This is a genomic window from Desulfitobacterium dichloroeliminans LMG P-21439, assembly GCF_000243135.2.
Classification (GTDB): Bacteria; Bacillota; Desulfitobacteriia; order Desulfitobacteriales; family Desulfitobacteriaceae; genus Desulfitobacterium; species Desulfitobacterium dichloroeliminans.
Genome location: NC_019903.1, coordinates 3241981 through 3256150 on the forward strand (window position 1 = coordinate 3241981; position 14170 = coordinate 3256150).

General features: G+C 36.1%; 13 protein-coding genes and 1 pseudogene. 1 reads left to right on the plus strand and 13 read right to left on the minus strand.

The window, feature by feature from the left end; translation table 11 throughout:
• Window positions 1-46: 46 nt before the first annotated feature.
• The 12 genes from DESDI_RS15450 to DESDI_RS15505 all read right to left on the minus strand — a co-directional run bounded on the left by DESDI_RS15450 (window position 47) and on the right by DESDI_RS15505 (window position 10912).
• Window positions 47-1006, minus strand: coding sequence for a polysaccharide deacetylase family protein (locus DESDI_RS15450; RefSeq protein ID WP_015263543.1), 960 nt, complete (start codon window positions 1004-1006; stop codon window positions 47-49).
• Entirely contained in the window at window positions 996-2039 is a 1044-nt protein-coding gene (locus DESDI_RS15455; protein ID WP_015263544.1) for a hypothetical protein, read from the minus strand. The genes DESDI_RS15450 and DESDI_RS15455 overlap by 11 nt, the downstream gene beginning before the upstream one ends.
• A gap of 13 nt (window positions 2040-2052) precedes the next feature.
• The gene (locus DESDI_RS15460; RefSeq protein WP_015263545.1) at window positions 2053-3018 is read right to left on the minus strand and encodes a transketolase family protein; all 966 of its coding nucleotides are present in this window, start codon (window positions 3016-3018) and stop codon (window positions 2053-2055) included.
• Window positions 3011-3856 (minus strand): transketolase, encoded by an 846-nt coding sequence (locus DESDI_RS15465; protein ID WP_015263546.1) that lies wholly within the window; start codon window positions 3854-3856, stop codon window positions 3011-3013. The genes DESDI_RS15460 and DESDI_RS15465 overlap by 8 nt, the downstream gene beginning before the upstream one ends.
• 13 nt (window positions 3857-3869) lie before the next feature.
• Window positions 3870-4610, minus strand: coding sequence for an SDR family NAD(P)-dependent oxidoreductase (locus DESDI_RS15470; RefSeq protein ID WP_015263547.1), 741 nt, complete (start codon window positions 4608-4610; stop codon window positions 3870-3872).
• Window positions 4611-4624: 14 nt separating this feature from the next.
• Window positions 4625-5413, minus strand: coding sequence for an SDR family NAD(P)-dependent oxidoreductase (locus DESDI_RS15475; protein WP_242825411.1), 789 nt, complete (start codon window positions 5411-5413; stop codon window positions 4625-4627).
• Window positions 5397-6569 (minus strand): acyl-CoA reductase, encoded by a 1173-nt coding sequence (locus DESDI_RS15480; protein WP_015263549.1) that lies wholly within the window; start codon window positions 6567-6569, stop codon window positions 5397-5399. The genes DESDI_RS15475 and DESDI_RS15480 overlap by 17 nt, the downstream gene beginning before the upstream one ends.
• Window positions 6556-7599 carry a LuxE/PaaK family acyltransferase gene (locus tag DESDI_RS15485; RefSeq protein WP_015263550.1) on the minus strand — a complete coding sequence of 348 codons (1044 nt, stop codon included), beginning with the start codon at window positions 7597-7599 and terminating at the stop codon, window positions 6556-6558. The genes DESDI_RS15480 and DESDI_RS15485 overlap by 14 nt, the downstream gene beginning before the upstream one ends.
• A 6-nt stretch (window positions 7600-7605) precedes the next feature.
• The gene (locus DESDI_RS15490) at window positions 7606-8988 is read right to left on the minus strand and encodes an AMP-binding protein (RefSeq protein ID WP_015263551.1); all 1383 of its coding nucleotides are present in this window, start codon (window positions 8986-8988) and stop codon (window positions 7606-7608) included.
• Window positions 8989-8990: 2 nt separating this feature from the next.
• Window positions 8991-9230: a hypothetical protein gene (locus DESDI_RS15495; protein ID WP_015263552.1), complete on the minus strand. Its 240-nt coding sequence runs from the start codon at window positions 9228-9230 to the stop codon at window positions 8991-8993.
• Window positions 9231-9306: 76 nt separating this feature from the next.
• Window positions 9307-9957 (minus strand): MBL fold metallo-hydrolase, encoded by a 651-nt coding sequence (locus DESDI_RS15500; protein ID WP_015263553.1) that lies wholly within the window; start codon window positions 9955-9957, stop codon window positions 9307-9309.
• Entirely contained in the window at window positions 9938-10912 is a 975-nt protein-coding gene (locus DESDI_RS15505; RefSeq protein ID WP_015263554.1) for a hypothetical protein, read from the minus strand. The genes DESDI_RS15500 and DESDI_RS15505 overlap by 20 nt, the downstream gene beginning before the upstream one ends.
• Window positions 10913-11237: 325 nt before the next feature.
• Here DESDI_RS15505 and DESDI_RS15510 point away from each other — a divergent pair.
• Window positions 11238-12501, plus strand: a pseudogene (locus tag DESDI_RS15510) (IS1380-like element ISEcp1 family transposase).
• A gap of 306 nt (window positions 12502-12807) precedes the next feature.
• On the opposite strand, the gene DESDI_RS15515 reads toward DESDI_RS15510, so the two are convergent.
• Window positions 12808-13992 (minus strand): hypothetical protein, encoded by a 1185-nt coding sequence (locus DESDI_RS15515; protein ID WP_015263556.1) that lies wholly within the window; start codon window positions 13990-13992, stop codon window positions 12808-12810.
• Window positions 13993-14170: the final 178 nt, after the last annotated feature.

Consider the following 14170-nt stretch of genomic DNA (forward strand, 5'->3'; position numbering starts at 1 on the left):
ACTGCATCCAATTCATTTGAGTAGTAGAACTGATAATTTTCTAATTTCAATTTGAACATTTAAAATTTTCGCTTTTGGGAGGGAAATCGTTAGTATCAAACCGAGGTAATATAAACCTATCGCAGACAGAAATATCCGCAAGGGCTACTTCAGTTGTCACTCCAGCTATAGCTCCTTGGCTCTTCACATAATCGATCACCGTTTCGCTACAAGAGCCATAAGGATAACAACAAATCCAGTGATTAGGATCAACTATTCCATCAAACACCTGTAAGGCATTCTGAATATCGTTTTGCAATTGCTCTTGCGTCAGTCGGTTCATCCAATAATGATCATAACCGTGAATTCCAAACAACATTCCCTCTTTTGACATGAGCCTAACTTGATCCTCACTCATGTATAATTCCTGTGCAAAAGCCTCCTCGGACATACCAACACATTTATTAAATAACTCTTTTACAATTAGATGACGAAGGTTCTCCTCTAATTCCACTTGAAGCAAACGCTTCACAAATATTACTTCAGCACTATCAAATCGATTTGCTTTTGCCAGTTTAATGTAAAGTTCTTCATTTGCCGGTATATCAAATTCATTTCCACGGTAATAATCAAGCCGATCATAAACAAAAGAAAGCAGTTTATCAATTGGTGTGCTTGCCAAAATAAAATGAATCATATTAACATCTAACAATTTATGCTCTGCCAGTATCTTACCGGGCATCGAGAAAAAGCCTTGTATTCCGTTTTCCTTTAATATTGGAAATACATTTGTATAGTGGTCTATATAACCATCATCGAATGTGAGGAGCACACTTTTTTTCGGTAGAGCTCTCCCTCCGTCTATTGCTTCAAGCAGTTGCTCGAAGGAAATAAAATTCCCATATTCTTTTAAGAAAGCTATCTGTTGACGGAAGAGTACCAAATCCAGGCCCTTAATATCCGAATAACGACTGGAAGCTATACTACGCACATAATGGTACATAATAATAGAGACTTTATTGTTCATTACAATCACTCCTCAGCCAGTTCGGTCTATCTTGGTCAGCATCGGCTTTGAAAACATAATAAGGTTCTTCAAAAGATGTGTGATACCACATATCAATGTTTTCTTGAACAAAAGGCTCAAAATAATTAGGAATTATATTTAAGTCATCTTCCGTTTTTAAAACAAAACCAGCTTTAGCCATAATTACGTGATCAATTCCTTGCTGATAAAAATCTATATACTCGTATTTATTATTAATCATAATATTGTTAATTGATCTACCCGCTTCACCGAGTGCATTATCCTCACCTATAAAGTCAACAATTCTAAGTATTTTACTTCCATTTCGCTCGATCTCTCTACCGACGAGCACAGCCTTTACCTTAGATTCCGATTCAATACCCCAAATATTATAATTATAAATCGGATGTTTAAAATAACGTTTTTCAAAATACCATTCATCCTTATAAGGCTTACGCTGCGAATAACCCAAATCAAATTTGCTCCTCAACTCTTCCATTGTTGCAAGTTCAATCAGGTTGTTTTCTCCATCTACCTCATCAAGAATTCGTTTATCTTTTATAACTGCTATCCTATATTCCTCTATATTGGCTAAACGATAGTAGTGTCTCAGATGCCCAATCGTTTGGTCTTTCATTGTTTTCATAATTCGTACTGTTGTCTTTGGATTCAGCCCGACCCCGCTATGAGATTTGGCACCTGTTATTTTACAGATATTCTTCATTAGCAACTGACCTAGAAAAGGCACCTTACACTCGGAACTAACCTTCCAAAGCGATCCCCACAAATCGCAATTAGCCAAGTTTTTAGAAGACTGATAAAATGCAAAAATACAGTCAATCTTTTTTGTTTCTTTGTTAATTGCTAAAGCAACGTTAATTCTGTTTCCAACAGCATACTCATAGTTAAACAACTTTCTGGATTTGACTAAAATATGTTCAGGATTCCATTCCTTCTTAATAAACTCTTGAACCCTTTCGACATCTTCTATCGTACCTAATCGGAAATAATGCGTTTTCGTTTCAATATCCATTAAACTTCCCTCTTTATTCTATTTCCAGAATTCTAGCCACAATTTTTTCTGCAGTTAATCCACATTTATCTAGCAAATATTTATATTCTCCAGCTTTCCCAAATGCATTTGGCAAACCAATAATCAGCTGTTTTGGTGTACCTTCCTTACCCGCCTTGTATTCAGCAACTGCACTACCTAATCCACCAATATTACCGTGCTCCTCCACTGTGACAATTAGATTATGACTAGCAAAAATCTCATCTAATATTTTAGTGTCCAAAGGTTTAATCGTATGCATATTAATAACTGAAGACCTTATTCCTTGCTTTTCGAGTATTTCTGAAGCCCGCAAAGCTTCATATACCATACTACCCGTAGCAATTATTGCAATGTTTCCACCATTTGTAAGTTGTATAGCTTTTCCAATGCTAAATTCATAATCTTTGTCATATACAATTGGGTGATTTGCATTACCTGTTAATCTAATATAAACAGGCCCTGAGTACTCTGTTGCCGCAATTGTTGCTTTGATTGTTTCTGCAGCATCTGCAGGCGAAAGAACACACATATTGGGTATCGCTCTTGTTATAGCTATATCTTCAATTCCATAATGTGTATTTCCAAAAAACCCCATCGCAACACCGCTTGCTAAACCAACTATTTTTACATCAAAATTCATATACGATACGCAATTTCGCATCTGTTCAATTGCTCGCATTGAGGCAAAGGTTGCAAAGGTTGTCGTGAAAACTTTGTATCCCTCTTTTGCTAGGCCTGCTGCCATTCCAACCATATTCTGTTCTGCAATTCCTGTATTAATTAAACGGTCGGGAAATGCATTTTGAAAACGATCTAGCCCTGAAGTATTACACAAATCCGCAGTGAGTACCAAAACATCCTCACGCTGCTGCCCAATATCTAAAAGAGCTACACCCAATGCGCCCCTTTCTCCAAGCATCGACCATGTACGAATATTCTTTCTATTAAAATCAAGCATCTCTGTTTTCCCCCGTTAATTCAGCTAAAGCCATTTCAAGCTGTTGCTTGGTAAGTCGCCCATGATGCCATTCTCTATTATTTTCAATAAAAGAAACTCCTTTTCCTTTTACTGTTTTTGCGAGCAAGACATGGGGTACCCCTTGTAATGGTATATTTGATAGCTGTGCATATAATTCTTCAACGTTATGTCCGTCTCCCTGTTGCACATTCCATCCAAAACCTTTCCACGCAGCCTCCATATTCGACATTTTCATCAAATCATCACAGAATCCATCGCTCTGCATCCCATTATAGTCTATAATAGCCACCAAATTATCGAGATGAAAATGATAAGCACTCATTGCCGCTTCCCAAATTGAACCTTCGTTGCACTCACCATCTCCTAGTAAAACAAAAACGCGATGTTTCTGAGCCTTTCGCTTTGCTGCTAGAGCCATTCCGACGGCAATCGGCAGCCCCATTCCAAGACTACCACTTGAGATTTCAATACCCTTCTCCATATTCATAGAAGGTTGCCCGGAGAAAATACCATCATTCTCTTCAAATGTAAATAACTCTTCTCGTGAAAAATATCCACTCTCACATAAAGCTGTGTAATATCCAAGCGTCCCATGGCCTTTACTTAGAATGAATCTGTCACGTTCATCCCAATTGGGATTTGAGCTTAAATGCCTCATAACGCCACCATAGAGTGTAGCTAATATCTCAATAGTTGAAAGTCCTCCGCCTATATGCGCTCCATTATTTCGCGCATGATATGCTAGTTCCAGTGCCGTTCTTCTCATTCGCATAGCTATTCTATTTATGTTTTCTATCAATTCTTTATTATCTTCCACAGTAAATTCCCTCCTACATACCTCCATCAACACGAAAAACCTGCCCTGTGATATAAGATGCTCTGTCTGAGGCAAGAAACGCTGCAGTATTTGCAATTTCAATTGGTTGCCCGATACGCTTAAGGCAACTGTTCATAACTGTCTCGTTTATCACTTCGTCCGACATACTTTGACCCACCATATCAGTATCTGTTATGCCAGGGGCGATAGCATTTGCCCGAATACCAGAAGCGCCCAGCTCCTCTGCTATTGCTTTTGTTTGACAAATTACGGCCGCTTTACTTGCTCCGTAAGCAGCGCGTCCTGCATTTCCATCCAGCGCAGCAGAAGATGCGATATTCACAATACTCCCAGCTTTATGTTTTAACATCTGTTTAATCACAAATTGTGTAAACAAAAATGGGCCAAAGAAATTAATCTGGAAGGTCTCCTTCATTTTTCCCATGGAAGTCATTTGGAATAATGCATTATAAGTAACTCCTGCATTGTTAATCAATGAATCCACCGAAAGCTTATCAGCCGCGATGGTTTTAAATCCAGCTTTGATCTGATTCTCATCAGCAATATCGAAGTATATTGGCTTAACCCAAACTCCGTATTTCTGCGCAATCCCAGTAATTTCTGCTTCAAATTCATTATTTTTATTTCTCGCACAAGCCCAGATATTTGCGCCATTCTTTGCAAACACCTCTACCATTGAATGTCCTATTCCGCGATTCGAACCTGTAATGATTACGTTTTTTCCCTTAAGCATATTAATCTTCCTTTCTATCCGATACCACCGTCAACACGGATAACTTGTCCAGTTACAAATGATGATAAATCCGAGGCTAAAAACACTATTGTATTGGCCACTTCCTCATCAGTTCCTAAGCGTTTAAGCTCACATGGTTGAATCAAACCCGCTTTAACTACATCAGATAGACTTCGCGTCATCGTTGTATCAATAACACCTGGTGCAACTGCGTTTACACGTATATCTGATGCCGCAAGCTCCTGTGCCATTGTTTTCGTCGCAGAAATCAATGCCCCTTTAGCCGCACTGTAAGCCAGCTGTCCCGCATTTCCGTCTAACCCCGCAATTGATGAAATATTGATGACACTCCCTCGTTTATTCCGAGCCATTAGTTTTGTAACGAACTGTGAAATCTGCATCTGTGAGAAGAAATCTACTTCAAATACGGTTTTCATTATATTCATGCTTGTCATATGGAATAGTGCATTATGTGTCATGCCTGCAATATTGACAAGAGCGTCAATTGGCTTCTTGTCAGCCATAATCGACTTAAGTCCTAATTTAATAGACTCCGGATCCGTTAAGTCAAAATATATTGGTTTTATCCATACTCCGAACTGTTCGCTCAATTGCTGAATTTGCTTTTCTAATTCTGCATCTTCCCTCTGACAGCAAGCCCATATATTGGCACCCTCTTTTGCGAAAACTTCCATTGTTTTATTGCCTATTCCGCGTAAGCATCCGGTTATAACCGCATTCTTTCCTTTTAATAACATAGCTGTTTCTTCCTTTATCTTTTTTCTCCTATTTAAAATCAACAATTCTCGATAACATCTCCACCACGTTATAGCCATCCCAGATTATTCCGATATCCATCGCAGTACCCACAGGAACAATCCTATCAATACCTCGGAACTTATTTTCTATAACAGAGTTTCTAAGTAGGTCAACATCCATTCCGAAGTATGTTAGTGTCTGAAATTTTTCATTAATTAGAGGATACAATTCCTCAAAATTACTTAATGAATATTCATAAAAATATCCACATTTTCCTCTACATACTGTGAAGTCTTGTGGTAATGCATTAATTTCGATTCTGTAAAGAAGGTTATCTTGTTGCATACAACCAGACATTTTCTCAATATCTATAGCATCTTCACAAAGCTGAACGTATTTATCAACTGCAGATGCAGGTTGGACTATGTATTTCTGTTCGGCAACTTTATATACAGCCTCCCAAAACCTCGTTCTGGCTTCTTTTTTATCATTTATCCAAAATACAGTTTGCGGAGATGAGCAGGCATTTTGATCCATCAGAAAGGTATCATTATAAAACCCCTCGGCTAGTTTCTTTATCGCAATATCATCCGCGGCTAATACTTTTTCTCCATTAATTATACAAACTGAATACCTGTCTGCAAAAGAAATATCAACACAGCGCGGTTTTGCAGGCATCGACCGTATTGCTTCAATAGTATTGTCTCCACCCCATATTATGCGAGCATCTGCCTCTGCGCTGAACATTTTAGTTGCGTCATGACCGGAAGGATATTGTACAAAAGCGTTTCTTTTAAACAAATCGGGAAAAGAAGCTAAAGTGCTTTCTATGGCTTGACAAATGATATCTACTTGCGGAAAATATTTTGATGGTATACGAACAATATTTGCATTTCCAGCTAGGAGTGAAAACAAAAAAGAAAATGCAAAGTTTACAGGGACATTTGCTGGCGCGATGTGAAAAGCGAGACCGCGACCTAGCCGAGATAGTTTGCCCTGATAAAGTTTCTTCATCCTCACTACATTTGATCTTCGACACCAAAAAGCTAGCGATATTACATCCGGATACATCTTTGCTTTTTTGTCATTCATCAGATATTCTGACAAAACCTCCATAAAAGAACAAACTATATCATCGTACGGACGCATAGGTATATTACAAACGTCATTAGTACCCGCTATTAGTTTAACGCCGTTCATAAGTATCGCTGCACCCCCTTATTTCTGCTCCCTTAACTCTCCCATAAATCCGAAAATATTTACCCTTACGTCCACACGGACAATCGTCTATTCCTAAAATCTCTCCCTCATCTTCTGTCAGCAAAACGTGTCCAGGATAACTCGTGGGTAGCAACGAGTTACATTGAATCAAACCTTTACCGCTTTCTTTCACTGAGAAATCCTTTGGGTCAAGTATGTTGACATCAGAAAATATCGAAGCGTGAAGATGACCTTGCTCACATTCCATGAAAATTGAACCAGTTTGCTCAACCATTCCATAATAATTAAATATATGATCAATTCCGGTAATTGAACTAATTTCATTTTTGAATGTATCATTATCTACTGCTAAATCGATTAATTTCTTCCATCCACCGCCATGAATCATCAATCCATCCATTGCTAAAGAAATATTCCTTTCCTTTAACGCCAAGTAGAAATACTCCCAAATCATAAACGTAAATCCAAATAACAATATTTTTTCCCCTGAATGTTTTTCGCAAAACGCTTCGATTACTGGCAGATTCAACTCCATATTTTCATCTAATGCATAAGTAACATCCCTGCCCATCATGGAAAAACCCAATATTCCCGCTCCTCTGGCTGAAAACATATTTCTGTTTTTAAGCACAGCACACGAATCAATGACTAACATAGGCATTCGTACTTTACCCGTGAAATCTGTAACGATCTTTGACAGTGCTTTCGACTGTCTAGCTGATGTTGCTCTATCCAAAAATATCTTCGACACTGCCTGACCGCTAGTCCCAGAGGAAGTCATCGTTTTAATTACTTCCTCTTTTTTTATACTCAGTAAATCATATTTTTTAAAAAGTCGTACAGGTAGAGCTGCCCCCATACCTAAAACAGCGGATAGCTTCCTGTACTCTTCACAATTTTCACTATGATGCTTGGATAACTTTATAATTACTTGATTATACAATCTATCCTTCTCTGCTTGAGCTAGTGAAAATGGAGGTATTAAAAACAATGCATCATAATCAATCATACCTAATCACCTCAATTCCGCATACAATATTTTACCAGCCTCGTTTCGCGGAATTTTCTCTGCTTTACAAACCTCAAACGCACTTCTGTTCAGACCTGTCAGATTTGCAATCAATTTAAATACAGTGTCTGGTTGCCCATTTTCAAGATAAATCTTCATTAGGTCGTCTTTGCCTGTGCAAGCAACAATAAACCCATGCTTTTTCAGAAGACTTTCTATTTCGTCCAAATTCACTCGGTTGCCAAATATTTTTAAAAAACGCTTTTTCCGACCTACAATATAATAAAAACCATCTGTATCTTTCATGGCCATGTCCCCAGTTTTAAGAACACCGCCATTTCCATCTTCCTTAGCTAGATCCTCTTTGCAGGTAGCGTAACCCATTGTTACATTATCCCCATGATAAACTAATTCGCCTACTATGTTCGGTTCTGTAATTGTTCCACCATTTTCATCCTCAAGCCAGAACTCTCCACCAGGAATTGCTATACCTATACTTCCAGCTTTACTAATTGCGTACTCTCTAGGAACATACGACATACGAGCTGTGGCCTCAGTCTGTCCATACATAACAACAAAGTCAATGCCCTTTTCTGAGCAAGCAGTGGCAAACTCTAAATGCCTCTCCTTGCCCAACTTACCTCCTGCTTGGGTTAGAACCTTTAAGTCAGGCAAATTCATTTTAGAAAACCTTAGTTTCTTAAGAATTTCATAGGTATATGGCACGCCACCAAATGTGGTAGCACACTTCTCCTTAAGCAATTTCCAAAACGATTTTTCCATTAGAGTGGCATCGGTCAAGATTATTGATGCCCCCCTTAGTAAATGGCTGTTAATAATGGATAGTCCATACGTATAACTCATCGGGAGCGTAGTGATTGGTCTATCCTCGCCACTAATATTCAAGTATTGAGCAATTGACTCGGCATTGCTATTTATATTGCAATAAGATTGACGCACCAGTTTAGGGCTCCCAGTACTACCTGAAGTTGTAAGCAGCAAAGCTAAATCCAGATTGATTTCAACTTCCTGCTGGTACTCCGTTTTAAATAAGGCATAATTCTTATACTCATAACATATTATTCCAGCACAAAACCCTTTGGGTGCCCATACATAGTGCGGCTCATAATTATATAATAGGTTCTTAAATAGCTCTGTATTAATTCCATGGTTAATCAACACGGGCACAACTCTCATCTGCAAAAAAGCGATATACCCTGTTATTGATTCAACATTATTATTACAGACGCAAAATACCAAACACCTTTCGTTTATCTGTTCTTGCAATTTACAAACTTCATTCTGTAGCTGTGCATAGCTTAGGCAATCTTGCTCACTAATTAGTGCTGTTGTTTCTCCAAAACTTTTGAGCATATCATAAAATGCCACTATTACAACTCCACTTCATATTTTTTCATTATTTCTTTACCCTTTTCATATGAACTAAAATCAATTATATCATCCGTATCCATCATAATATCATATGTGTCCTCAAGCTCGGCAATCAGCTGCATATGTCCCACGGAATCCCATGTATTAACAGACTGATAAACCAACTCACTATTTAATTGTTCTTCACTTACCTCAAATACCTCTATGAACGCTGAATTGTACTTTTCTAGATTTGTCATAATAAGTTCCTCCAATAATTTTGTTTATAATTAAAGCAACATTTCACTGCTTTAAACCCCAAGTATTTTCATGATATTATATCCAGTACTTATATTCTTTCAGCCTAAATTGATCATAATGCCCTGGATACACAATAGCTTCGGAAGGTAACTTCTTTAACAAAGGAAATGTGATATCCTTCAATTCTGTTTCGCTTCCTCCACGAAAACGTGTATAAGTTTTGCTCTCAAGAAACAAAGTGTCTCCAGAAAACAACATTTTTTCATCAACAACAATACAAATGCTTCCTTTCGAATGCCCTGGCGTTTCTATCAGATCTACCACATGATCTTGCCAATGAAAGTGTTTCTTCTTCTTAAATGTGAAATCCGCATGGCAAATATAATCCGCTATTTCACCAATGCTAATACCTTTTTCCATACTTTGGATTGTACAAAAAGCATCAAAATGTCGTGATTGGTTTAATCTTGGGTCACAAATACGTTGTCCACATTCTCCACTACAAACTATAGGACATCCAAAATGATCCCGTAAATCGTTAGCTCCACTGATATGGTCATAATGTTCATGGGTTAGAATCAGATAATCTACCGAATCCGCCGCTTTCTCGATTTTATTGATAACCTCTGCAGATGAGTATGGATCAATTACAATCATCCTTCGATTTTCAAGAATAAAATACATATTTGAGTGAAGTAATGGTGTCCTAACGTTCATAACCTGCATTAGATTCTACTCCTTCTAAGCTTCTTACAGTATTGCTAACCATTTCTTGAAGTTCACGAATAGAGTTTGGAATCATAACCCGTTTTTTATCCTTATAAATTGACATTAAGTCACTCGCATACCGCTCTGTCTTCCACTCTCCATTTTGATGATAATACTGATATAATCTAAATGTAAAAATCACAAATGGTTCTTTCCCATACATAAATTTAGGATTTAATGCAATTGAAGAATTTCTTAGAATAAATATTTTCTTATTAAGTTCCATTTGTTCATAATTACTTTCAAAAAGATAGTTTTCATTATCGACGTAAATTCCTTCTAGCTCGAATTCCTGTAGTTTTTTGGGATCTTGTTTAATCATAGTAGGATGAGGTTTAACTATGAGTTTTCTTGCGCCAACAGCTTCAATTATCGCGCTTAAAATTTCGTAAGTTTTGTCGTAATTATCCTCATAACCTTTTAATCTGCCTGGCGGGAAAAATAACACGTTTCGCTTATTATACCAAACGCTATGAACATCTTCTATACCTTTGCCTACTGATTCTAACAATTGTTGACAAATTTCATTTTCATTTATTCTCTTCATGCCATGAGTAACAAGTTTAGGCATAACATGATTTAATTGCGGAGCATATAAATGTATACCCTTCACTAACCTTTTATAATTATATTTAAATTTACCTTGACAGAAAAATCGTATCAGGCTCTGTTTCACACCTTCATGTTGCCCATAACGAAATAAATAATTCTCTTCATTAAAATAACTAATTGTACCTTCGTCATAAAACTCAACAATTAGCCTTGGATTTTTCCTATAAAAATAGTCAATAAGATATAGCGAATCAGTAAAAAAACTACCAGTCAGGAATATAGAATAATTAGCTTCGCCCTGCAATAAATTATCTAACGTTCGGTTATAATACTTCTTTCTTGCAATTGAAAAGAACAGCATACGTAAATTGGGGATCCTACCAAACTTGAGTGACTTATAGTTAATTTGTGGAAGTTCAAGAAAATATATATTCCTATATAATCCACTTTTCTTTATACCACTAATAAACTTGCTTGAAATACGTTCAGAGCTTCTAATACCTAGATTCTACGTCAGTACTTCAAAAAGCATAATCAAAGCCTTGATAAATATGCGTTCCTTCGAAATTCAGCTTTCACCCATTGGGTGAAAGAAAAGTGCTCAAAAATATGTTAAATTATCAGCTTTTATGACTCGATATATGGTAAAATAATAGTAAGAAAAGTAGTAAAAAGGGGTTCTAATTATGATTAATAAAATTGATTTCAAAGCTAAGAATCTAACATCAAATGCAGGTCTTTTTCTGCTCCTTGAGAATGCAAAAAGCAATGGGATTTTTGATTTTATTGAAAATGACCTCGTATTTGATAATGACTCAACAAATAAAATCAAGATGAATCATATAAAGACCATGCTCTGCGGTCACTTCATTGGCATTGATAAGTTAGAACGTCTAAAGCTACTTCAAAATGATCCCCTCGTCAACGAGTTTGATATTTCCGTAAAAGAACCTGAAACAGTGTCACGGTTTCTAGGAAACTTCAACTTCAAGACAACCCAAATGTTTAGAGACATTAATTTTAAAGTCTTTAAAAAACTGCTCACTAAAAGTAAATTGACATCCATTACGATTGATATTGATAGTAGTGTAATTAACGTAGAAGGTCATCAAGAAGGTGCGTCAAAAGGATATAATCCTAAGAAACTGGGAAACCGATGCTACAATATCCAATTTGCATTTTGCGACGAATTAAAAGCATATGTTACCGGATTTGTAAGAAGTGGCAATACTTACACTGCAAACGGTGCTGCGGAAATGATCAAAGAAATTGTTGCTAACATCAAATCAGACGATTTAGAAATTTTATTTCGAATGGATAGTGGCTACTTTGATGAAAAAATTATCGAAACGATAGAATCTCTTGGATGCAAATATTTAATTAAAGCCAAAAGTTATTCTACACTCACCTCACAAGCAACGAATTCATCAATTGTATTCGTTAAAGGAGAAGAAGGTAGAGAAACTACAGAACTGTATACAAAATTAGTTAAATGGGAAAAAGACAGAAGATTTGTCGTATCTCGCGTACTGAAACCAGAAAAAGAAAGAGCACAATTATCACTTTTAGAAGGTTCCGAATACGACTACTTTTTCTTTGTAACAAAATACTACCTTGCTTTCTGAAAAAGTAGTTATATACTATGAAAAGCGTGGTAATGCTGAAAACTATATCAAAGAAGCCAAATACGACATGGCGGTGGGTCATCTCTTGCTAAAGTCATTTTGGGCGAATGAAGCCGTGTTTCAAATGATGATGCTTTCATATAACCTATTTTTGTTGTTCAAGTTTGATTCCTTGGACTCTTCAGAATACAGACAGCAAATAAAGACCTTTCGTTTGAAGTATGTATTTCTTGCAGCAAAAATAATCAAAACCGCAAGATATGTAATCATGAAGTTGTCGGAAAACTATCCGTACAAGGGAGTGTATGAAAAATGTCTGGTATAATAAGAATATCATCAATAAAATTGAGTGTTGCTCTGTGGATAACTTGCAGAGTTTATTAAGTATCATTGCAGCAAAGATGAAATCAATGATTTATCAAAAATGATTGAAAGGTGGTTGTAAATAATGTTACAATGTGTGAGAAGCAGTCTAAATTCTTCGTGAAATAGTGATTTTTGAAGCTAATAAAAAACACACGTGGAATTTAGGTAATAAATAAATCAGCAGTCTCATTCGGATATGTATTTACACGAATATTCGTGACATTTAGCAACATAAGTTCCGTCCACGCGTAACAAGCAATCATTATTATACCTCCACCTCTGGTGACACTGAATTTGTCACACATATCTCTCTTAACGTATTTTGCAAATCGAAGATCGAATCTACTATTTTAATTTTATTTTTATTACTATAACAACTCATCAAATCTAAAGCGTATAACTCCTCTGTCTGCCGATCCTCTTTTCGAATACAATTATAAATTCTATATGTGAAAATAATGAATGGCTCCTTGTTAAATATAAACTTAGGATACATTGCAACAGTTGAATCCTTTGTCACTAATATTTTATTTTCCATATTCACCTGATTGAAAATCCCTTCAAATAAGAAATTCCGTCGATCAACAAAAACACCTGCATTCTCGTACTGAATTGCAAAATTCGGATCGTTTTCTATAGTTACGGGATGGACCTTAATTACAATCTGATCTTTTCCCACTGTCTCAACCACTTGAGGAAGAATTTCGTTATATTTGTCATAAATCTCACCATCTCTATTTAATGTTGGTGTCGCAATATAATAGATAGTACGTTTATCGTATTGGCTAAAGTCGAATTCTTTATATACTTCTTTTAAGATTCCATAACAAACTTGGTTTGATTCATTGATCTGTAGAATTCTATATGGTTTCAGGATTTTCTTGTCACGGCGTAAATGGGGTTTATATAAGTAGATACTATCTACCATATTATTGCATCGTCTACTAAACCATCCAAAGTATAAAACCCTAATTATTCTTTCCTTTACCCTCCCGCCAATTATAACTTTACACAACCATTCTTTATCCGCATAGTAACCATTAATTCCTTCCTCAACAAAGCTAACCATTATATTTGAGTTAGTACTGGAAAAGTATCTCAAAAGAAAGATAGTGTCTGCCCAATACCCAGCTGTAAGCATCTTGCAATATACAGTATTTCCTACACTTGCTTTAAGCACTTTATTATAATATTCTTTAAGATGCTTTCCAAATAAAAAATTTTTTATCAGTGGAATTTTTCCTAGTAAACTACATTCCAATGGAGAAGGAGGATCAATATAAAATACGCTATTGAAAATCCTACTATCCTTTATGCTTTGAACAAGGCGCTCTGAAATTCGTTCTAGCTTAAGAATTATAAGGTCTGCCTCTTCTTTTTCATAAGAATTAACCTTAACATTCACTAAATTAATAAGCTGTGTATTTGTCCATCCATAGCAGACTATCATTTTTTCTCTCCACTTTACTTGTTTATTTAAAAGGCAACGCATGTAACATAATTATACTTTACGTTTTTAAAGATATTAGTTAATTACATTTGGCACAATAAATATTTGAAAGTAAATATTTTTGAATATTTTCGACATTATCTAATAATGCATCACACATATTTTAAATGAATTATGC

Bases quoted from the DNA above. Each gene is read 5' to 3' on its own strand.
- DESDI_RS15450 (WP_015263543.1), bottom strand. From the start codon at position 1,006: ATGAACAATAAAGTCTCTATTATTATGTACCATTATGTGCGTAGTATA.
- DESDI_RS15455 (WP_015263544.1), bottom strand. From the start codon at position 2,039: ATGGATATTGAAACGAAAACGCATTATTTCCGATTAGGTACGATAGAA.
- DESDI_RS15460 (WP_015263545.1), bottom strand. From the start codon at position 3,018: ATGCTTGATTTTAATAGAAAGAATATTCGTACATGGTCGATGCTTGGA.
- DESDI_RS15470 (WP_015263547.1), bottom strand. From the start codon at position 4,610: ATGCTTAAGGGAAAAAACGTAATCATTACAGGTTCGAATCGCGGAATA.
- DESDI_RS15480 (WP_015263549.1), bottom strand. From the start codon at position 6,569: ATGAACGGCGTTAAACTAATAGCGGGTACTAATGACGTTTGTAATATA.
- DESDI_RS15485 (WP_015263550.1), bottom strand. From the start codon at position 7,599: ATGATTGATTATGATGCATTGTTTTTAATACCTCCATTTTCACTAGCT.
- DESDI_RS15495 (WP_015263552.1), bottom strand. From the start codon at position 9,230: ATGACAAATCTAGAAAAGTACAATTCAGCGTTCATAGAGGTATTTGAG.
- DESDI_RS15500 (WP_015263553.1), bottom strand. From the start codon at position 9,957: ATGCAGGTTATGAACGTTAGGACACCATTACTTCACTCAAATATGTAT.
- DESDI_RS15505 (WP_015263554.1), bottom strand. From the start codon at position 10,912: ATGCTGTTCTTTTCAATTGCAAGAAAGAAGTATTATAACCGAACGTTA.
- DESDI_RS15515 (WP_015263556.1), bottom strand. From the start codon at position 13,992: ATGATAGTCTGCTATGGATGGACAAATACACAGCTTATTAATTTAGTG.